At 66.1% G+C, this 20,718-nt stretch carries 16 protein-coding genes; 8 read left to right on the top strand and 8 right to left on the bottom strand.

Translation table 11 applies throughout. The annotated features are described in order from the left end of the window. Positions 1-20: 20 nt before the first annotated feature. From E1956_RS33405 to E1956_RS33395, 3 genes are read right to left on the bottom strand one after another with little or no spacing between them, the layout of a single operon-like run. Positions 21-467: a DoxX family protein gene (locus E1956_RS33405; RefSeq protein WP_134757242.1), complete on the bottom strand. Its 447-nt coding sequence runs from the start codon at positions 465-467 to the stop codon at positions 21-23. Position 468: 1 nt separating this feature from the next. After that, positions 469-2,361 carry an amidohydrolase gene (locus E1956_RS33400; protein WP_134757240.1) on the bottom strand — a complete coding sequence of 631 codons (1,893 nt, stop codon included), beginning with the start codon at positions 2,359-2,361 and terminating at the stop codon, positions 469-471. Between the two features lie 55 nt (positions 2,362-2,416). Beyond that, positions 2,417-2,584 (bottom strand): DUF1427 family protein, encoded by a 168-nt coding sequence (locus tag E1956_RS33395; protein WP_134757238.1) that lies wholly within the window; start codon positions 2,582-2,584, stop codon positions 2,417-2,419. Positions 2,585-2,727: 143 nt separating this feature from the next. Between E1956_RS33395 and E1956_RS33390 the strand changes: the two genes are divergently transcribed. Next, positions 2,728-3,651 carry a LysR family transcriptional regulator gene (locus E1956_RS33390; RefSeq protein ID WP_134757236.1) on the top strand — a complete coding sequence of 308 codons (924 nt, stop codon included), beginning with the start codon at positions 2,728-2,730 and terminating at the stop codon, positions 3,649-3,651. Between the two features lie 91 nt (positions 3,652-3,742). Here E1956_RS33390 and E1956_RS33385 read toward each other — a convergent pair whose 3' ends face one another. Then, the gene (locus E1956_RS33385) at positions 3,743-4,429 is read right to left on the bottom strand and encodes a hydrolase (protein WP_134757234.1); all 687 of its coding nucleotides are present in this window, start codon (positions 4,427-4,429) and stop codon (positions 3,743-3,745) included. Positions 4,430-4,721: 292 nt separating this feature from the next. Between E1956_RS33385 and E1956_RS33380 the strand changes: the two genes are divergently transcribed. Continuing rightward, positions 4,722-4,997, top strand: a complete 276-nt coding sequence (locus E1956_RS33380; RefSeq protein ID WP_134757232.1) for a XapX domain-containing protein — start codon at positions 4,722-4,724, stop codon at positions 4,995-4,997. A 49-nt stretch (positions 4,998-5,046) separates the two neighbouring features. After that, complete coding sequence (locus tag E1956_RS33375; RefSeq protein WP_134757230.1) at positions 5,047-6,627, top strand: Na+/H+ antiporter; 1,581 nt, start codon at positions 5,047-5,049, stop codon at positions 6,625-6,627. A gap of 677 nt (positions 6,628-7,304) precedes the next feature. Here the strand turns inward: E1956_RS33375 and E1956_RS33370 are convergent. From E1956_RS33370 to E1956_RS33360, 3 genes are all read right to left on the bottom strand, one after another. Next, positions 7,305-9,002 carry an FAD-dependent oxidoreductase gene (locus E1956_RS33370; protein ID WP_134757228.1) on the bottom strand — a complete coding sequence of 566 codons (1,698 nt, stop codon included), beginning with the start codon at positions 9,000-9,002 and terminating at the stop codon, positions 7,305-7,307. Positions 9,003-9,235: 233 nt separating this feature from the next. Beyond that, complete coding sequence (locus E1956_RS33365; RefSeq protein ID WP_134757226.1) at positions 9,236-10,732, bottom strand: efflux transporter outer membrane subunit; 1,497 nt, start codon at positions 10,730-10,732, stop codon at positions 9,236-9,238. Then, positions 10,729-11,745 carry an HlyD family secretion protein gene (locus E1956_RS33360; RefSeq protein ID WP_232071964.1) on the bottom strand — a complete coding sequence of 339 codons (1,017 nt, stop codon included), beginning with the start codon at positions 11,743-11,745 and terminating at the stop codon, positions 10,729-10,731. Before E1956_RS33360 ends, E1956_RS33365 begins: the two co-directional genes overlap by 4 nt. A 77-nt stretch (positions 11,746-11,822) precedes the next feature. Between E1956_RS33360 and E1956_RS33355 the strand changes: the two genes are divergently transcribed. Then, the gene (locus E1956_RS33355) at positions 11,823-13,412 is read left to right on the top strand and encodes an MFS transporter (protein WP_134757224.1); all 1,590 of its coding nucleotides are present in this window, start codon (positions 11,823-11,825) and stop codon (positions 13,410-13,412) included. Between the two features lie 160 nt (positions 13,413-13,572). On the opposite strand, the gene E1956_RS33350 is transcribed toward E1956_RS33355, so the two are convergent. Further along, positions 13,573-14,490 carry a LysR family transcriptional regulator gene (locus E1956_RS33350; RefSeq protein WP_134757222.1) on the bottom strand — a complete coding sequence of 306 codons (918 nt, stop codon included), beginning with the start codon at positions 14,488-14,490 and terminating at the stop codon, positions 13,573-13,575. Positions 14,491-14,912: 422 nt separating this feature from the next. Here E1956_RS33350 and E1956_RS33345 point away from each other — a divergent pair, with 422 nt between their 5' ends. Genes E1956_RS33345 through E1956_RS33330 form a run of 4 tightly spaced genes read left to right on the top strand, consistent with a single transcriptional unit; the run spans position 14,913 to position 20,212 of the window. After that, the gene (locus E1956_RS33345; RefSeq protein WP_134757220.1) at positions 14,913-16,127 is read left to right on the top strand and encodes an MFS transporter; all 1,215 of its coding nucleotides are present in this window, start codon (positions 14,913-14,915) and stop codon (positions 16,125-16,127) included. 19 nt (positions 16,128-16,146) lie between these two features. Next, positions 16,147-17,430, top strand: a complete 1,284-nt coding sequence (locus tag E1956_RS33340) for a c-type cytochrome (protein ID WP_134757218.1) — start codon at positions 16,147-16,149, stop codon at positions 17,428-17,430. Next, positions 17,427-17,951: a (2Fe-2S)-binding protein gene (locus E1956_RS33335; protein WP_134757216.1), complete on the top strand. Its 525-nt coding sequence runs from the start codon at positions 17,427-17,429 to the stop codon at positions 17,949-17,951. The genes E1956_RS33340 and E1956_RS33335 overlap by 4 nt, the downstream gene beginning before the upstream one ends. Then, positions 17,948-20,212 (top strand): xanthine dehydrogenase family protein molybdopterin-binding subunit, encoded by a 2,265-nt coding sequence (locus E1956_RS33330; protein ID WP_134757214.1) that lies wholly within the window; start codon positions 17,948-17,950, stop codon positions 20,210-20,212. Before E1956_RS33335 ends, E1956_RS33330 begins: the two co-directional genes overlap by 4 nt. Positions 20,213-20,718: the final 506 nt, after the last annotated feature.

Here is a 20,718-nt window from a genome sequence, read left to right as displayed (position 1 = left end):
TCATTGTATTGTTCGATCGATCAGGCGAGGCTGTCGCTGGCCGCGCCGTTCGCATCGCCGAGCATGGTCGCAAGCACGAGTGCCGCGATCAAGCCCAGGTGCTCGAAAAAGCTGTTGAGCGCCATGAAGCGGGCGGCGCCCGTGTGATTCCAGAAGTCGTTGGCGACCAGCATCGCGACGACGGTCAGCACGCCGAGGCCGCCCGCGCCGATCCACGTGAAGCGGCGAAACACGACGCACAGCGAACCGCCGATCTCGACCGCGACCGCGAACGCCGCCCAGAGCGCGGGCGGATGCAGGCCGAAATGCGCCTGCTCGGCGATCGCTTGATCGAAGTGCAGCGCCTTGTCGATGCCGCCGATCAGCCAGGCGGACACCAGCGCGAGGCGCACGAGCGGCGCGACCCACGGCTGCGCGAGGAGCGCGCGGACCCACGCCGGGTCGCGGCGGCCGGTCGATACCGCCATCTCAAACGGCCCAGCAGGCACAGCCGAAGGCGCCCCAGAAGCCCTTCGCGTCCGCGGTCGGCAACGCGCTGCTCCATGCGGTTGCGTGCGCGTGGCCATGCACGTTGCAAGCGCTCGCGCAGCCGCACGACGCGGCTGCCGCGGCGGCACGCTGAAGCGGCGCGCCCTCGCGCTGGGTCGCGCCCCAGCCGCCGTAGCCACCATACGTGCGCACCGGCGACCAGTCCGGCATCGCGGCCGGAATCGGCGCATCGTGCTGCGAGAACGGGCCCGCGCCCCAGACGATCTTGCCGCCCACCACCGTGAGCAACGCGGTGGTGTGGGGAATATCGTCCTCGGCGCACGCGAAGAAGTCGCGGTCCGGCACCATCAGGTCGGCGAGCTGACCGACCGCGATGCGGCCTTTCTTGCCCTCTTCGTTCGAGAACCAGGTGACGTACTCGGTCCACATGCGCAGGGCCGTCTCGCGGTCGAGCAGGTTGCGCTGCGGATACAGGCGCATGCCGGCGACCGTCTTGCCGCTCACGAGCCACGCGAGCGAGACCCACGGGTTATACGAGGCCACGCGCGTGGCGTCGGTGCCGGCCGAGACCTTGAGGCCCTTCTCCAGCATCTTCGCGACGGGCGGCGTGGCTTGCGCCGCCTCCGCGCCGTAGCGCTCGACGAAGTACTCGCCCTGATAGGCCATCCGGTGCTGGACCGCGATGCCGCCGCCGAGCGCGGCGATGCGATCCATCGAGCGCTCGGAAACGGTTTCGGCGTGGTCGAAGAACCAGTTGATCCCTTCGAGCGGGATGTCCTTGTTGACCTTCTCGTAGACGTCCAGCGCGCGGCTGATGGTCTCGTCATAGGTCGCGTGCAGACGCCACGGCCAGCGATTCTGCGCGAGCACGCGGATCACGCCTTCGAGCTCGCCTTCCATCTCGGGCGGCAGCTCGGGACGCGCGACGCGGAAGTCCTCGAAGTCGGCCGCCGAAAACACCAGCATCTCGCCCGCGCCGTTGTGGCGGAAGTAATCGGTGCCGTCGTGATACCTGGTGGTGCTGGTCCAGTTCAGGAAGTCTTCCTTCTCTGCCTTCGGCTTCTGCGTAAAGAGGTTGTACGCGATCCGCACCGTCATTTCGTCCGCTTCGTGCAGCTTGCGGATGACTTCGTAATCGTCCGGGTAATTCTGCGAGCCGCCGCCCGCATCGATCACGCCGGTCACGCCCAGGCGGTTCAGCTCGCGCATGAAGTGGCGCGTCGAGTTGTACTGATACTCGAACGGCAGCTTCGGCCCTTTCGCGAGCGTCGCGTACAGGATCGATGCATTCGGATTCGCGAGCAGGAGGCCCGTGGGATTGCCCGAGCTGTCACGCAGAATCTTGCCGCCCGGGGGCTCCGGCGTGTCCTTCGTATAGCCGACCACACGCAGCGCGGCAGCGTTGAGCAGCGCGCGATCGTAGAGATGGAGGATGAACACGGGCGTATCGGGGGCGACCGCGTTGAGCTCCTCGATGGTCGGCAGGCGCTTCTCTTCGAACTGATGCTCGGTGAAGCCGCCCACCACGCGCACCCATTGCGGCGCGGGCGTGATGGCCACCTGCTGCTTGAGCATCTCCATCGCCACCGCGAGCGAGCGCACGCCGTCCCAGCGCAGCTCCATGTTGTAGTTCAGGCCGCCGCGGATCAAATGCAAGTGATTGTCGATCAGACCCGGCATAGCGGACCGGCCGCCCAGGTCGACGACGCGGGTCGAGTCGACCGCGAGCGGCATGACGTCGGCATCGCTGCCCACGGCAACGAAGCGGCCATTGGCGATCGCCACGGCTGAGGCGATCGGGTTCGAACGGTCGAGTGTCGTGAATCGTCCGTTATGCAGAATAAGATCGGGTTGGGTGCCGGTTGCGCTCATGTGCGTTTCCTTCCTGGGCTAAAGAGGCTCAATTCGCCAGATTCTCTGAATTCGATTAAAAGCCGAGCCACTGCTTGACTAGCGGCACGGCCTGTGCGCCGACCAGCATGCCGAACAGGCCGACAAGAGCGATCAGCGGCGGTGCGGGCGAGCGGACCTTGATCACGCTATAGATCACGCCTATCAGCACGCCCGCGCCGAGTGATACCAAATACGCTTGCATACGATCGGTCTCCGAACGATTAGAATGCAGGTCATTGCATCCCGGTTTGCGCCTCCGGGTCCATCTGCTCGCCCCCGCCGGCATGGGGTTCTCCCCAGTGCCGCGGCAGGCCCATCAGACGTTCTGTCGACTCGATTGCCAACATGCAAAATCTTCCTGACCTTGAAGCCTGGGCCATCTTTTCGCGCGTCGCCGAAACCGGCTCGTTCGCGAAAGCCGCCGAGCTGCTCGGCATCTCGCAGCCCACCGTCTCCAAGGCCATTGCCCGACTCGAGCAACGGCTCGGCACCATGCTGCTGTACCGCACGACGCGAAAACTCTCGCTCACGCCTACCGGAGAGCTGTTGCGCGAGCGCGTGGTCGAACTGCTCGCGAATGCCGAAGTGTTCGAGAGCGAGGCGTCGGCGCTGGCGATCGAGCCGCACGGCGTGATCCGCATGAATGCGCCGATGTCGTTCGGCCTGCGCTATCTCTCGCCGTTGCTGCCCGCCTTTATCGAGCGCTTCCCGGGCGTGGACGTCGAGCTCACGCTCACCGACCAGTTGATCGACGTCGTGGCGGGCGGATTCGACGTGGCGATCCGCATTGCCGAGCTCGACGATTCGACGCTGCGCGCGCGCCGCCTGTGCGCGGTGCGCCGGCCACTCGTGGCGGCGCCCGCCTACCTCGAACGGCATGGGCGGCCAACTCACCCGCGCGATCTCGAGCACCATGCGAGCCTCACCTACATGAACACGCCGACGCCGGAGTTCTGGCGCTTCCACAACGCGGCCTCGGGCGAAGAATATGCGGTGCCGGTGCGCGGACGCATCCGCTCCAACAATGCGGACGCCATCGTGCCCGCGCTGATCGCCGGCCACGGCCTCGCGCTGCAACCGGAGTTTCTCGTGTGGGAGGCGCTCCAGCGTGGCGAGCTCGAGCACGTCATGCGCGACTGGGCCATTGCGGACATCGATGTACACCTGCTCACCCCGCCCGGCATGTTGCGCACCGCGCGCGTGACCGCGCTGCTCGACTATCTCGTCGAGCATCTGGCCGACGCTCCGTGGGCCATGTCCGAGCGTTGAGCGCACGCGGCCGCGTGCCGTGTGGGGCTGCTGTTGCGGCGCGCTCGCGAGGAACGCGCCGCAACGGCTCGTGCAGAAGCGAGACACGCGCTTAGCGCGCGGGGACCGCCGGTTGCGACTCATGGGTCGTGGCCGTGCGCTGCGGTGCCTTGTGGACCATCGTGTAGGCGTAGTCGATGCCCATGCCGTAGGCGCCCGAGTGTTCCTTGGCGATCGCCATGACAGCGTCATAGGTCTCGCGGCGCGCCCAGTCGCGTTGCCATTCGAGCAGGACCTGCTGCCAGGTGACAGGCACGACGCCCGCCTGAATCATGCGCTGCATCGCGTAGTCGTGCGCGTCCTTGGACGTGCCGCCCGACGCGTCGGCGACCATGTAGATCTCGTAGCCGCCTTCGAGCATCGCGCACAGCGCGAACGTCGTATTGCAGACCTCGGTCCACAGACCTGCCACGACCACCTTCTTGCGGCCGTTCGCGGCGAGCGCGTCGCGCACCTTCTGGTCGTCCCACGAGTTCATCGAGGTGCGCTCGAGCGTCTTCTGGTTCGGGAACACGTCGAGCACCTCGGGATACGTGAAGCCCGAGAAGCTTTCCGACTCGACGGTCGTGATCGTGGTCGGGATCTCGAACACCTTGGCCGCCTTGGCCAGACCGACGACGTTGTTCTTGAGCGTCTGGCGGTCGATCGACTGCACGCCAAAGGCCATTTGCGGCTGTTGATCGATGATGATCAGCTGGCTGTTTTGCGGAGTGAGTACTTCAAGCTTCGGATTGCTCATGACGCGTATGTCCTATGAGTCGAAAAGAAATGAGACCGTGTCGTCGCAATGACGACGCCGGGTCCATAGTGCATTGCGCTGGGGGGAGTGCTCATCCAGCTGCCGCCATTTGACACGGAAATACGGCGAAAGAACACCCAAGAAATGGAATTAATACGATTCCAAAAGTTATCCGTTAAATCGCCTTAAAAGACCTGAATTCGCCTATTCTTAATTAGCGAAACCCGATACGCTTTGGGCAAAATTGCCGTGTTGTGTCTGTCACGCTTAGGTCATCAACGAAGCCCGCACCATGAAACCGTATATTCTTTCGCTCTGTGCCGGCATCCTTGCCGGCGTCGTCTACGCCGCGATCAGCGTGCAATCGCCGGCCCCGCCCACCATTGCGCTCGTGGGCCTGCTCGGCATGCTGGCCGGAGAGCAGATCCTGCCGCTCATCCGGCGCATGCTATCGGGCCTCAAGCTCGGCGCAGCGTGGCGCGAGGCCAAGTGCAGCCAGCACATGTTCGGCTCGCTGCCGGGCGCGCACCTGCCCGATGTCGCCCGACGGGACGAGCACTCATCGTGAGGCATCCTCGATCACCGGTTGACGCGTTGCGTAATTTGTCCGCACGCCGATGAGCAACGTCGAGCTGTTTCATTACCTGCTGCTCCTGATCTGCGGCGCGGGCGCATTGACCTGGCTTGCCGAGCGCATCGCCATCCCGCCCGCCGTCGTGCTGTTGCTGGGCGGCTGCGTGATTGCCGTGGCGGGCAAGCGCGTGCCGGACATGGACCCGAACCTGCTGCTTGCGGCGGTGTTGCCGCCGCTGCTGATGTCGAGTTCGTTCTATACGGCGTGGAAGGAATTCCGCGACGAGATTGGCACGATCGTTTCACTCGTGCTGGGCGCGGTGGTGTTCACGACGGTCGCGGTGGCCGTGGTCGTGCATGCCTGCAACCCGGGCTTGCCCTGGGCCGCCTGCTTTGCGCTGGGCGCGATCGTCTCGCCGCCCGATGCCGTTGCCGCGAAGGCGATCTTGCAGCGCTATCCGCTGCCCGCGCGGCTCGTGGCCGTGCTGGAAGGCGAGAGTCTCGTGAATGACGCATCGGGCCTGCTGCTTTACCAGATGGCGGTTTCGGCCGCGCTGGCCACCACGATCACGGTCGCGAGCGCGACGGGCACGTTCTTCTCGCTGACGCTGATTGGCATTGCGCTCGGCCTCATGTGCGGCCAGGCGATGTGCTGGGTGCTGCCGCGCCTGCACGACACGATGCTCGGCATTGTCGTGACCTTCCTGATGGCGTGGGCGAGCTACGGCATTGCGGAAGCGCTTGGCGGCTCGGGCGTGCTATCGGTCGTGACGTGCGGACTCGTGCTTGGCGTGCGGCAGCATCGTGTGTTCGATGCGGGCATGCGGATCAAGGCGAAGGCGACCTGGGAAGCGATCGTATTCGTGCTCGACGCGCTCGTCTTCATTTTGATCGGTTTGGCGTTGCATGGGATTCTTGCGCGCGTCAATCATGAAAGCACCGTGTTGATTGCGGGCTTGTGGGTTGCGTTGCCGGCTACGCTGGCGGCTGTTGTTGCGCGGCTCGTGTGGGTGTTCGCGGCGATATGGCTGCCGGGGCGCCTCAGGGCGAAACGCGCGGGAAGGCGGGCGTGGTCGTTCGCCGAGGCTGTCGTGCTGGGATGGGCCGGCATGCGCGGCGTCGTGAGTCTTGCAGCGGCGCTGGCTTTGCCGGCTGCGTTTCCTGGGCGTGACCTGATTATCTTCAGTACGTTCTTGCTGATTATCGCTACGCTGGTGTTGCAGGGCGGGAGTCTTGCGACGTTGATCAAGGTGCTCAAGTTGCGGCCTGCTGCGCGGCATACCATGTCGGAGCATGAGGCGCGGGCGCATACGTTTGGGGCGTCGCTTGCTGCGCTCGAGGGGATTGGCGAGCGGGCTTCCGGGGTGGAGCGCACGACGCTCGACCGGCTGTTTGCTGAGTATCGGATTCGGGTTTCCGCTAATGAGAACGCGCATGCTTCCGGTGCGGAAAGGGTCGAGCATCGTGCGAGATTCTTGAAGGTCGAGCTTCAGCTCGTTGGAGTGTCGCGGGAGGCGCTGCTGGGGTTGCATCGCGATGGGAAGGTTGATGATGCTGTGTTGCATCGTATTGAGTCTGAGCTCGATTTTGAAGAGTTGAGGTTGGTGACGTTGCTTGAGCCCTGAAGCGGGCTGGCCTTTTTTAGGCTGATCTTTGAGCTTTGATCTTTGGCCGTTGGCCTTAACTTGGTTTCGCGGCGGGCCGCAGGCGTTGCCCCTGTGCGGGGCGGCACCTACTTTTCTTTGCAGCCGCAAAGAAAAGTAGGCAAAAGAAAGCGGCTCACACCGCTAGTGTGACGCAGTCCCCCACTGCCCTGTTTATCGGAGCGGCTCCGGAGCGTCTGTCATCACGTACTACCCGCCGGAGTGACTAAGGGCTCATCCATCCGGCGGCGCTCCGCGCGCCGTGGGGTATATCCAAAACCAGCCGAATTCACGCGTATTCGTAGTACTCCAGCGTATTCGATCGGCGTTCGACCACGCATTCGCCAGCCAGCACGCCCGGTTTTCTTGCAGACCCTTCCGCCCGCGCGTAGCGCGTGGCGGGAAGGATGAGCCCCTTGTCACTAACGCGGAGTGTGCGAGGTGACGGATGCCCCGGAGCCACTCCGATTGAAAGGGCAGTGGTGAACGGCGTCACACTGGCGGTTTGAGCGGCTTTCTTTTGCCTACTTTTCTTTGCCGCGGCAAAGAAAAGTAGGTGCCGCCCCGCACAGGGGCAACGCTTGCGGCCCGCCGCGAATACAAGTTAAGGCCAACATTCCAGAGCGCGAAAGCGCAAAAAAAGTAAACCGACAGGATTCCTACTTACATGAATCCACCTTATCCAGCCAGGCATGGATCTGCCCCACCACGGCGGCGCCATCCCCGACGGCGGCGGCCACGCGCTTGGGCGCGCCAGCCCTGACATCCCCTATAGCAAACAACCCCGGCACGCTAGTCTCCAACGGAAAGCGCCCAGAACCATCACCGTCAGCAGCCGGCCCGGCAATCACAAACCCGCGTTCATCCAACTGAACGCCACTGGACGCCAGCCAGTCGGTCTTGGGATCCGCACCGATAAACAAAAAGAGATGCCGCGTCTCAACGACCTCACTACCCGTCTCCCGATGCCGAATCCGGATACGAGCCAGCCCGCCCTCATCAGCTTCAAGCGCTTCAAGCGTGCAATCCGGACAAACCGATACATTGTGCAGAGCACTAATCCGATCGATCAGATAGCGCGACATCGTAGCCTCCAGACCACGCCCACGTATCAGCACCCGCACACTCTTCGCAAAGTTCGCAAGAAACACGACAGCCTGCCCTGCAGAGTTACCGCCCCCCACAAGCACAATGTCACGCCCCTTAACGAGCCGCGCCTCAATAGGCGAAGCCCAATAATAGAGCCCACACCCTTCGAAATGCTCGAATCCCGGCACGGAAGGCCTCCGGTACGCCGCACCACTCGCGGCCACAACCGTGCGCGCACGCACGCGCTGCCCATCGGAAAGCTCCAGCGTGAAGCGGTCCTCTGATCGCGTGATACACGCGACCTCAGTCGGTATCGCCACGTGAGCACCAAATTTCAATGCCTGCTGAAACGCACGCGCCGCCAACGCCTGTCCCGATATCCCAGTGGGAAAGCCCAGGTAGTTCTCGATGCGCGCGCTCGCGCCCGCCTGCCCTCCCGGTGCGCGCCGGTCGAACACCACCACCGATAGCCCCTCCGAGGCCGCATAAACCGCCGCCGCCAGGCCCGCAGGGCCAGCCCCGATAATCGCGATGTCATAGCACTGCGACGCGCAAAAGGTCGGCATCAAGCCCAGCCGTGTGGCAAGCTCCGCTTCGTCCGGCGCCCTCAGGACCGATCCGTCAGGGCAAAATACCAGCGGGAAATCGTCGGGCTTCGAGGTCAAACCCGCAAGCAACCGTACGGCCTCCGAATCGTTTCGGGCGTCGATCACCGCGGCAGGATGGGCGTTGCGGCGCAAGAACCCCTGCAGTCGAACCAGCCGTGCGTCGTCGCCATGTCCGACGATGATGGGGCCAAGCCCCTGCTCGATGAGCCCCAGCCGCCTCAGGATCAATGCGCGCATGATGTGCTCGCCAAGCTGTGCATCCGCGATGATGAGCGAGCGCAGTTGGTCCGGCTGGAGGACCAGTGTCTCGCAATCGCTCACCGCAATGGCGTCCACGAGCGAGGGCTTGCCCGTGAGCTGGGCCATTTCAGCCATGAAATGCCCGTCGTGGTGCTCCGTCACGAGCGTCATGCGCCCTTGCGGGTCGCGTGAATAGATCCGCACGCAGCCGCGCAACAGAATGAACAACCCTTCCGAAACGCGCCCCGTCTGGAATATCAAATCGCCCGCCTTGAACGATCTCGGGCGTCCAAAGCGCGTCGCGCTCTCGATCTCCGCACGGGAAAGTCGCGGAAACATCTGGTGCTGCCGGTGCTCAAGGGACGAAAACGGTGCTTCGGATTCGAGGGGGCTTGCGCCGGTGTTGCCTGGGTCTTTCATTTGATACCTCGCCTGCCGCACGGGTAACGCTCGTGCCCGCCGGCCATGTTCAGTTGCAGTCTCGATGGTAGCCACCTCTTGCGTGAAAAGTGTTACCGAAGACTGAATTGTTCTGAAGAGAACGCCGGTTCGATGCCAGGCGCACCGTGCCGGTTCCTCGCGATGCGTTGCGTGCCGCGCAAGGCGCGCTTGCGCTCGCTGCGGCTTCTATTGCGGTGGCTTCGCGCGTAGTCTCACTGCGAAGTCGGGCGAGCCGAAGCAGCATCGGCTTCGGCCACCCCTGCCCGAGCGGGCGCGGACCAGCCGCCGCCCAGCGCGCGCACGAGGCCCACCGTCGCCACCGCCAGCGCCTGGCGCGCATGGATGGCATCGCGTTCGATCGACAACGCATCGCGATCCGAATCGACGACTTCGAAATAGTCGACATACCCAAGCGCATAGCGCCGGCGTGACAGGCTCGCGACCTGGTCCGAGGTCGCGACCGCGTCGTCGTAGGCCGCGATGCGCTCGCGCTCGGCCGCGATATCGTTGAGCGCGTCCTGGACTTCGCGCAGCGCGTCGTACGCCACGCTGCGGTACGACGCTTCGGCCAGCACGTAGCGGGCCTGCGCGGAAGCCAGCGCCGCGTCGCGCCGTCCGCCATCGAAGAACGGCAGCGCAACGGAGGCGGCCAGCCCCCACAGCGAGCTGTTGCGCTCGAGAAAATCGGCGAGGCTGCGGCTCGCGAATCCGCCATCGGCCGTCAGCGTCAACTGGGGCAGCCATGCCGTGCGCGCCACGCCAACGGTCCACGCCGCCGCGTCGAGTCGGCGTCCCGCCGCATAGAGATCCGGCCGCCGCGCCAGCACGTCCGCCGGCAGGCCCACGGGGACGGCCGGCATCGCCAGCGCAGTCGCAGGTGCAGTCGCAGTCGCAGTCGCGGGCGCGAGCGCCGGCGCGGTCTCGGCGCTGCTCGCGCCGGTCAGCACGAACGACGCCGCCGATTGACCGAGCAATGCCGCCATCGCATCGACAAGGTTCTCGCGCAAGCGCCGGCTTTCCGTGAGCTCGGCGCGCGTCGTCTGCCATTCCGTGCGCGCACGCAGCACGTCGAGGTCGCTCGACCGGCCCACTTGCGCGCGCGCCTCCACGAGCTTCAAGGCCGTCTCGCGCAGCGCCACGTTGCGTTCGAGCGCGGCGATGTCCTCGTCCACGTAGTGCACCGTCAGGTAGTCGGCCGCGACTTCCGTCGCCACGCGCAGCTTCGCGGCGTCGGCGTCCGCTTCGGCGGCCACCGCGTTCGATTCCGCCGCCGCCGCTTCGCCGCGCAGCGCACCGGTCCAGTCCACCGTGTAGCTCACGTCGGCGGCCACCGCCCACGTGCGCATCGTGCGCTTGGGCAACGCATTGTCGACGGTGCCCGAGACGCGGCTGCGCGAGTAGCCGCCGCCCGCATCGATCGACGGCATGAGGTCCGCGCGGCTCGCGGTCACGGCCGCGCGCGCGAGATCGATGCGCGCGTTGGCCTGCTTGATGTCGAGGTTTTGTTCGAGCGCCTTCGCGACGAGCCGCGCCAGCGCCGGGTCGCCGAACATGGCCGGCCAGCCGCTATCGAGCGCCTGCGCGCCGCTCGCCGGGGCGGCGTGCCGGAATGATCCGGGCGCCATCGGCACGGACAGATCCTCGTGGCGTGTCACGCTGCACGCGCAAAGCAGCACGGCCAGCGCCGCGGCCTTTGCGCCGCGGGTCATCGCGCGTGCTCCGCAGGCAGGATGCTCGCGTGCACGGACAGGCCCGGCGCGAGGCGCACGGGCAGCGGCTGGTCGAAGACGATCTTGACCGGCAGGCGCTGCACGACCTTGGTGAAATTGCCGGTGGCGTTGTCGGGCGGCAGCAGCGCGAATTGCGCGCCCGTCGCGGGCGAGAGGCTGTCCACGCGGCCGTGCAGCGTGACGCCGGGCTCGGCGTCCACCGTCACGTCGGCGGGGTCGCCCGCGGCGATGCGCTTGAGCTGGGTCTCGCGGAAGTTCGCGACGACCCACACGTTGGGCTCGACAATCGCGAGCAAGGGCTGGCCCGGCGAGACGCGCTGCCCGGACTCGACGGTCTTGCGCCCCACATAGCCGTCCACGGGCGAGACCACCGACGCATACTCGCGCTGCAGGTCCGCATCGCGCAGATTCGCGTGGCCCTGGGCCTCCTGCGCCTGCGCCGCGACCAGCGCGGCGCGCGCGGCCGCAAGACGCGCGTTGGCGGCGTCCACCTGCGAGCGCGCGGCTATCCACGCCGCGTTGGCGTTGTCGAACTCCTGCTGCGAGAGCGCGCGCGGCGTCTGCGAGACGAGCGACTTCGCGCGCTCGTAGTCGAGCGTGGCTTTGCGCGCGTCGGCCGTCGCGGCGACGATGGCGGCCTCCGCTTCGGCAATCGCGGCCTCTGCGCCGCGCTGGGCCCCCTGCGCCTGCAGAATGCGCGCGCGCTCGAGCGCAATGCGCACGTCGAAATCGCGCGGATCGAGTTCGACCAGCACCTGTCCCGCGTGCACGAACTGGTTGTCGTCCACGACCACGTGCTCGACCGTGCCGTTCACGCGCGGCGAAATCAGATGGACGTGCCCGGTGACATAGGCATCGTCCGTGCTGTGGTTGTTTTCCGAAAACGCGAGCACCATCAGCGCCGCGACCAGCAGCGCAAAGACGGCAAAGCCGACGATGACGAGCAGATGCTTTTTCGTCAGGGCGCTATCGTTCGGCGGTACGGATTCCACATCACACTCCGGTAAGGCTGGCTATAATCGATCGACATCTGCTTCGTACTACTACTATTTTCCGATTCTTCCCCGCGATGGCCGACACCGTTTCCTCCCATGCCGTTCTCGCCCCGGCCGCTGCCGCGCCGGCGAACAGCGCGCCCATTCCGACGTGGCGCTCGTTCGCGGCCATCGGCGCGGTGCTGCTCGGCGCCATGATCTCCACGCTGACCTCGCGCATCACCTCGCTCGGTCTCGCCGACATTCGCGGCGCGCTGAGCGTGGGCTTCGACGACGGCTCATGGATCAACACCGCGTTCACCGCCGCGCAGATGTTCGTCGGGCCCATCGCCGTGTGGGCCGCCTTCGTCTTCGGCGTGCGGCGGGTGCTCCTCGTGGCCGCGTCGATCTTTCTCGCCGCCGAACTCCTGCTGCCGCTCGCCACGCATTTTCGCGTCTTCATCCTGCTGCAAACCTGCGCGGGACTCTCCTCGGGCGCCTTCGTGCCCACCACCGTGAGCTTCATCGCGCGCGCGCTGCCCCCGCGCCTGATTCCGTTCGGCATCGCGGCCTATGCGATGAACCTCGAGACGTCGCTGAACCTCTCCGCGACGCTCGAAGGCTGGTATAGCGAGCACCTGAGCTGGCACTGGCTGTTCTGGCAAAACGCGCTGCTCTGCGTGCCCTTCATGCTCTGCCTGCTCCTCGCGATGCAGGACGAGCCCACCCACGAGCGCGAGGCGCCGCCCGACTATGCGGGCCTGCTGCTGGGCGCCTGCGGCTTCACGGCGCTCGTGATCGCGCTCGACCAGGGCGAGCGGCTGTTCTGGTTCCAGTCGCCCTTTATCGTCTTCATGCTGGGGGCGGGCGCCCTGCTGCTCGGCGGCTCGATCGCCATTCAGCTGTGCTCGGCGCGCCCCGCCATCCGCCTCGACTGGTTCCTGCGGCGTAACATCACGATCCTGATCGTCCTCGTCGGGCTCGTGCGTTTCTGCGTGCTGAACACGAGCTTCATTCCATCCGTCTTTCTCGCCAGCGTTCACGGCTTGCGGCCGCTTCAGGTCGGCGACACGCTGCGCTGGATTGCCGTGCCGCAAGCGCTGTTCGCGCCCGCCGTCGCGTTCTTGCTGTTGCGCTTCGACGCGCGCCGCCTCATCAAGATCGGCTTCGCCGCCGTGGCGCTCGCCTTCGCGCTCGGCACGGCCATCACGAGCGCCTGGGCCGAGCCCGACTTCATTCCCTCGCAACTACTGCAGGCGCTCGGGCAGACCATGGTGCTCACCTCGGTCATCTACTTCCTCGGCAAGCACATCACCGCCGAGCACGCGCTGACCTTCGGCGCCGTGGTGCAGACGACGCGCCTCTTCAGCGGCCAGCTCGGCACGACTTCGCTCGCGCTGACGCAACGCATCTTCGAAGCCACCCATTCGAACCTGCTCGGCGCGCATGTCGATACGCTCAATCCGCTCACGCTCGAGCGGCTGCTCGCGCTGCCGTCTGCGGGCGGCGCCTGGCTCGCGAGCAATCCGGCGCTCGCGCCCGCCGCCAGCCTCGCGCTGCTCGACCATGCCGTGCGGACCCAGGCGGTGACCCTCGCGCTCGCGGACAACTACCGGCTGGCCGCGGCCTGCGCGATGGCCGGCATCGCGCTCGCGCTGCTGCTCGCGAAGAAGCCCGGCGGCTGACGCGGCGCGGCATGGGGTCATGCCATCGCGTCATGCAATGGGATCATTCGATGCGCACATGCAACGCGGCCCTTCATAGTGACAGCACGCGGCGCGTGTGCACATTAAGCGCTTCTGAATTGTTCTGAATTCGCGCGCGGGCCTAAGCAAACTGAGCGAACTAGGCGAGCGTCTGCCCCACTCGTGCTTCGAGGAACTGGAGCAGGGCGCGCACCTTGGTCGAGTGGCGTCGATTGGGAAGATACGCTGCATAGGCGATGGCGTCGGCGTTATGCGGCGTCACGCGCCAGTCGGCAAAGCAATGCATCAGGCGGCCCGACTGGATCTGCGCGCTCACGAGCCAGGCGGGCAGCAACGCGAGCCCCTGGCCCGCCAGCACCGCTTCCAGCAACATGTCGAGGTTGTTGGAGATGAGGCGGCCGCGCACGTTGACCTTCTCCTCCACCTCTGCGCGCGAAAACGTCCAGACCTGGCGCGCGCGATAGCTGCCGCCATAGGCAATGCGCACGCATTCATGGTCCGCCAGCTCGGCGGGCTGCCGCGGCATGCCCGCGCGCTCGAGATAGTCGTGGCTCGCAACGATGCAACGCGGGTTGTCGGCGAGCTTCTTCACGATGAGATTGGGGTCGCCCGACGGCAATCCGATGCGCACGGCGATGTCGATGCGCTCGATGGCCAGGTCCACGAACTGATCCGTGACCACGACGTCGAGGGCCACGCGCGGATATTCGCGCAGATACGCCGCGAGATGCGGCGCGAGCACGATGCGGTTATAGACCGAAGGCACGGTGATGCGCAGCGCGCCGGCCGGGGCGTCGCCGCTGTCGAGCACGCTTTCGTCGGCTTCCGCGAGGTCGTCGAGCACCTTGGAGATCTGCTCCACGTAGGCCGCCCCCGCATCGGTCAGGCTCACGCGGCGCGGCGTGCGCGTGAGCAGCGCCGTGCCGAGCGAGGCTTCGAGGGCGTCCATCAGGCGCGTGACCGACGAGGTCGCGACACCGAGGCGCTGGGCGGCCTTGGCGAAGCCGCCCGCATCGGCGACTTCGAGCAGCGTATTGAGCGCGAGAAGCTTGTCCATGAGCCCGATTATGCCAGCGCGGCCCGTGGTGCAAGACCGTCCCCCAAATTAAGGGCCGAATTCAAGACTTTTCAGGCGCGCCATGACACTCTTTCAGCATTGCAAAGCATGCGGACCAGCAAGCCCGGCGTAAGGCCAGGCACCGCAAAGCGAGCCGCCACGGGGCCACGGCAAGGGCTCGCGCAAGGCAGCGCTGGACGCACGATCTTCATTGCGTTGCGCAGCAGGCAACGGGCGATTGCGCCGCGGATGGATTCCGCCCGCGTTCGACGATCCCTAAGCTTTGCGCTGTCGACATCGCCACAGCGTTTCCGATGTCGCGGGGGCGGGACCCTGGTCGCGGCCGCAGCCGAACAAGCCGGCGCGCCGCAGCATCGGCCGGGCCACCCCGCCACAGTGACCTCATCGTTCAAGGAGCCATCATGTCCACTCCCTCGAGCACGGCTGACGACAAGAAGCACGCCGTCAAGCTCACCCAGGGGCTCATCGCGTTGTTCGCGTTCAGTTGCGGCGCGATCGTCGCGAACCTGTACTACGCGCAGCCGATCACCGAATTGATCGGCCCGTCGCTGCACATGTCCGCCGGCTCGGCGAGCCTGATCGTCGCGCTCACGCAGATCGGCTATGCGCTGGGCCTGTTCTTCATCGTGCCGCTCGGCGACCTGCTCGAAAACCGCAAGCTCATGGTCACAACCGCGCTCGTGTCGATCGCGAGCCTCGGGGCCGCCTCGCTCGCGCACGCGCCGGGCATGTTTCTCGCGTTGTCGTTCCTGATCGGCTTCAGCTCCGTGGCCGTGCAGATCCTGATCCCGCTGGCCGCGCACCTCGCGCCGGACCATGCGCGCGGGCGTATCGTCGGCACGATCATGAGCGGCCTGCTGCTCGGCATCCTGCTCGCGCGCCCGCTCTCGAGCCTCGTGGCGGACCACTTCGGCTGGCGCTTCGTGTTCGCCGCCGCCGCCGTGCTGATGGCGCTCGTCACGAGCATCCTCGCCCTGACGATTCCGCCGCGCCAGCCCGAGCACAAGGCGACCTATGCCGAGCTGATCGGCTCGCTGCTGCATCTCGTGCGCACGATGCCGGTGCTGCGCCATCGCGCGCTCTATCAAGGCCTGATGTTCGGCTCGTTCAGCCTGTTCTGGACCGCCGTGCCGATCGAGCTCACGCGCCACTACGGTCTGTCGCAGTCGGCCATCGCGCTGTTTGCGCTGGTGGGCGCCATCGGCGCCACCTCCGCGCCGGTCGCGGGCCGTCTCGCCGATGCAGGCCACTCCGTGCGGGCCACCTTCATCGCTCTGGTGGCCGGCGCGCTGTCGTTCGCACCCGCGCTCATCCATCCGGCCTTCGGCGTGTATGGCCTCGTCGTCACGGGCATCGTGCTGGACTTCGCCGTGCAGATGAACATGGTCCTCGGCCAGCGCGAGATCTACGGGCTGCATGCGCCTAGCCGCGGCCGCCTCAACGCGCTCTACATGACGAGCATCTTCGTGGGCGGCGCGATCGGCTCGGCGCTCGCGAGCACGCTGTACGAGCACGGCGGCTGGACCCTCGTGGCGAGCGTGGCGCTGGCCTTCCCGCTCATCTCGTTCGTGCATTTTCTGTTGATCGGCCGGCCGCACGCGCACGGCAAGGCCTGATCCCGCCTCGGGAGCACATATGAATCGAAGACGTATCTGGATCGGCGCGGCGGGGGTCGTGATCGCGGGCCTCGCTGTCGCCACGGCCCTCATCTACAAGCCCGCCATCGCGCCCATCGCCCCGCCGTCGCCGGACAGCTTCGATGGCAGCCTCAAGCGCGAAGGCGCGCGCGTGGTCGCGCTCGGCGACTGCATCGTGTGCCACACCGCGAAGGACGGCCGCCCGTTCGCGGGCGGCTTGCCGCTCAGGACGCCGTTCGGCACGATCTACGCGACCAACATCACGCCCGACCCCGAGACGGGCATCGGCACCTGGTCCGAAGCGGCCTTCGCGCGCGCGGTGCGCGAAGGCGTCTCGCGCGATGGGCATCTGCTCTATCCCGCGTTTCCCTACATTCACTTCACGCGCATCTCCGACCACGACATCTCCGCGGCCTACGCGTACCTGATGAGCCGTGAACCCGTGCACGCCCGCGCGCCGGACAACGCGCTGATCTTTCCGCTGAACTTCAGGCCGCCGCTCGCCTTCTGGAACCTGTTGTTCCTGCGCTCGGGCCCGCGCGAAGCGGACGCCTCGCAGGACGCGCAGCTAAGCCGCGGCAAGCTGCTCGTCGACGGCCTCGGCCATTGCGCGTCGTGCCATTCGCCGCTCAATGCGATCGGCGGCGAGAAGGCGGGCCACGCGTTCGACGGCGGCGTCGTGGACGGCTGGGAGGCCCCGCCGCTGAACCAGCTCGACGCGGCGGCCAAGCCGTGGACAAAGGACCAGCTCGTCACCTACCTGCGCACCGGCCGCGCTTCAGAGCACGGCGCGGCCGCGGGCCCGATGCTGCCGGTCACACGCGACCTCGCGACGGTTCCGCCGGAAGATGTCGAGGCGATTGCCACCTATATCCTCTCGCTGCAAAAGGGCGCACCACCCGCCAGCGCCGCTGTCGAGCGCGTCGCGGCGCGCGAAGCCACGCCTGCCGAGCAGCGCGGCGCGGTGCTGTTCAACGCCTCGTGCGCGCAATGCCACGGCACCGGCTCGCCGATGCAGGTGATCGGCGAGCGCCCCACGCTCGCGTTCAGCACGGCGGTCAACGGGCAGACGCCGCGCAACGCGGTCCAGATGATCCTCAACGGCATTACCTGGCACGGCGAAGATTCGATGAACTACATGCCCGCGTTTTCCGGCATCTACAACGACCGCGAGATCGCCGACCTCGTGGCCTACGTGCGCGGCGCGTACTCGACAAGACCCGCCTGGCCCGACGCGGAGCCGCTGGTCGCCACGCTCAGAAAGGAGGACAGCGCGCAATGATCACACTGAACGTCAATGGGGTGCAGCACGCGCTCGACATCGATCCGTCAACGCCGCTGCTCTATGCGCTGCGCAACGACCTCAAGCTGCACGGCGCGAAGTTCGGCTGCGGGCTCGGCCAATGCGGAGCCTGCACCGTCATCGTGGACGGCGAGGCGACGTTCTCGTGCCTCGTACCGGTGAGCGCGATTGGCGCACGGCGCGTGCGCACGCTCGAGAGTCTCGGCAACGCCCAGCATCCGGGCCCATTGCAGCAGTCGTTCATCAAGCATCAGGCGGCCCAGTGCGGCTACTGCATCGCCGGCATGATCATGCGCGCGCAGGCGCTGCTCGACCGCAACCCGCATCCCACCGAGCAGGAATTGCGCGCGCACATGGAGCCCAACCTTTGCCGTTGCGGCACGCACATGCGCATCCTTGCGGCGATCCGCGAAGTAGCGGGCATGCCCGCGCCGCAGGTCGCCAATGCGGCCGCCTCGGTGGCCGCGCAACCCGTCACCGCCGCCAAGAGCGCATCATGAGCGAACAAGACGATTTCATCGACGCAGGCCGCCGGTGCTTCATGATCTCGGGCGCGCTGTTCGTGGCGTTCAGCATGGTCAAGGGCGCGGACGCGCTGGCCCAGGAAGTGATCGCCGACGAAGGCGCGGCCGTGCACGTCGCGAAGGCCACCGAGACGCTTGCGGGCAGCCTCAAGACCAATCCGCTGCTGGACGCATGGATCAAGATCACGCCCGCGGGCAAGGTCACCGTCTTCACGGGCAAGGTGGAGCTGGGGACGGGCGTGCGCACGGCGCTGCTTCAGGTCGCGGCCGAAGAGCTGGACATGGCGCCGTCACTGATCACCTTCCTCACGGCCGACACGGGCGCCTCGCCCGACGAAGGGCTCACGGCCGGCAGCCATACGATCGCCGACAGCGGTAGCGCGCTGCTCAACGCGGCAGCGCAGGTGCGCGGGCTGCTCGTGGATGCCGCCGCGCAGCACTTCGGCGTGGACGCCGCCACGCTCAGCGCCAACGACGCGGTGATCCGCGCGCAGGACGGGCGCACGATGAGCTACGGCGAGGCGGTTGGTCTTGTCGATCTGCATCGCAATGCGACGCCGACCTCGCCGCTCAAGGACCCGAAGACGTTCCGCACGATCGGCACGCCGATGCCGCGCCTCGACATCCCGTCGAAGGTCACGGGCGGCGTGAGCTATGTGCACGACATGCAATTGCCGGGCATGCTGCACGCGCGCGTTGTCATGCCACCCGTGTACGACGCGAAGCTGCTGGGTTTCGACGAAGCCGCGATCATGAAGATGCCGGGCGTGCTCAAGATCGTGCGCGACGGCAGCATGCTGGCCGTGGTGGCGCAAGGCGAATGGCAGGCCGTGCTCGCGCAGCGCGCGCTGGCGGCCAGCAGCCAGTGGTCGGCGGGACGCGCCCTGCCCGATCCGGCCACCGTGCATCGCGACCTCAAGCCGCTTTGCACGCAGCAGATCAAGATCGCGGACCACCATGCGCCTGCCGCGCCGGCCGTGAAGACGCTCAACGCGCGATTCATCAAGCGTTATCTGATGCACGGCTCGATTGGGCCGTCGTGCTCGGTCGCGCACCTCGACGGCGGCCAGCTCACGGTCTGGACCCACTCGCAAGGCGTCTACCCGCTGCGCGACGCGCTGGCCGAAATGCTCTCCATGCCCAAGGAGAACGTCCGCTGCGTTCACACGGAGGGTTCCGGCTGCTACGGCCACAATGGCGCCGATGACGTTGCCGCTCACGCCGCGCTGATCGCCGTCGCCATGCCGGGGCGTCCGATCCGGGTGCAATGGATGCGCGAGCAGGAGCATACGTGGGACCACTTCACGCCGGCGATGGTGACGGAGGTGAAGGCGTCGATTGACGCGGGCGGGCACATCGTGGATTGGCAGTATGCGCTCTGGAGCAGCTCGCACAACGAGCGCATTGTCAACGCGGGGCGCTTGTTGCCTGCGCGCATGCTCGAAAAGCCCTTCGTTCCCGCGCCCTCTACGCCGATGCTGCAGCCTGAGGGTGGCGGCGACCGCAACGGGATTCCGCTCTATACGCTGCCGAATATCGAGGTGATGAACAACTTCTCGCCGACGATGCCCTTGCAGACTTCGGCGATGCGCTCGCTGGGTGCGCATACCAACGTGTTTGCGATCGAGAGCACGATGGACGATCTCGCGCACATGGCCGGTATCGATACGGTTGAGTTCCGGCTGCGCCATATGGATGATCCGCGCGCTCGCGATGTGATTGCGCTGGCGGCGAAGCAGTTTGGATGGCCCCGGCCGCCACGGGCGCGCAATCGGGGGGTGGGATTCGCGTTTGCGAAGTACAAGAATTTGATGGCTTATGTGGCCATTGCCGTGGAAATCTCGGTCGAGCCGGAGACGGGACAGGTCACGCTCGAACGCGCGGTGGCCGCCATCGATTCAGGCCAGATCGTGAATCCCGACGGCGTGCGCAACCAGATCGAAGGCGGTATCGTGCAGTCGGCTAGTTGGACCTTGCATGAAGAATTGCGGTATGACACTAGCCGTGTGCGCAGTTTTGATTGGGGTACTTATCCGATTTTGCGGTATTCGTCGGTGCCCAAGAGCATCGAGGTGCATCTTATCGATCGGCCGGGGGCGCCGTTTCTTGGAGTCGCTGAAGGGTCGATGGGGCCTACGGCCGGTGCGCTCGGTAATGCCATTTTTGATGCAACTGGCAAGCGGTTGCGAGAGATGCCCCTTGCGGGGGATGGTTTGAGGAAGCTTATTGAAGTTTGATGGGGCGCCCCGGGGTTTGGGGCGAATTTCTTTCTGGTGCCAGGGCCCTGCGATTTGGCCTTAACTTGTTTTCGCGGCGGGCCGCAGGCGTTGCCCCTGTGCGGGGCGGCACCTACTTTTCTTTGCAGCCGCAAAGAAAAGTAGGCAAAAGAAAGCGGCTCACACCGCTAGTGTGACGCAGTCCCCCACTGCCCTGTCCATCGGAGCGGCTCCGGGGCATCCGTCGCCTCGCACACTCCGCGTTAGTGACAAAGGGCTCATTCTTCCCGCCACGCGCTACGCGCGGGCGGAAAGGTCTGCATGGAAAACCAGGCGGGATGGCCAGCGAATGCGTTAAGGGTGCCGCCCCATAAATGCACGGCGGTGCTGACCGGTAAATGTGCTGTGGTGCGAACTGGTGGATGCGTTGAGGTGCTAACCGGTGAATGCGTTGGGATGCTAACTGGTGAATGCGTTGAGGTGACTAACCGGTGAATGCGTTGGGGTGCCAACCGGTGAATGCGTTG

The sequence above is a fragment of the Paraburkholderia pallida genome (genome assembly GCF_004524855.1).
GTDB classification, from domain to species: domain Bacteria; phylum Pseudomonadota; class Gammaproteobacteria; order Burkholderiales; family Burkholderiaceae; genus Paraburkholderia; species Paraburkholderia oxyphila.
The sequence above is the reverse complement of the archived record's forward strand: the minus strand, read 5'-3'. Positions and strand labels throughout refer to the sequence as shown.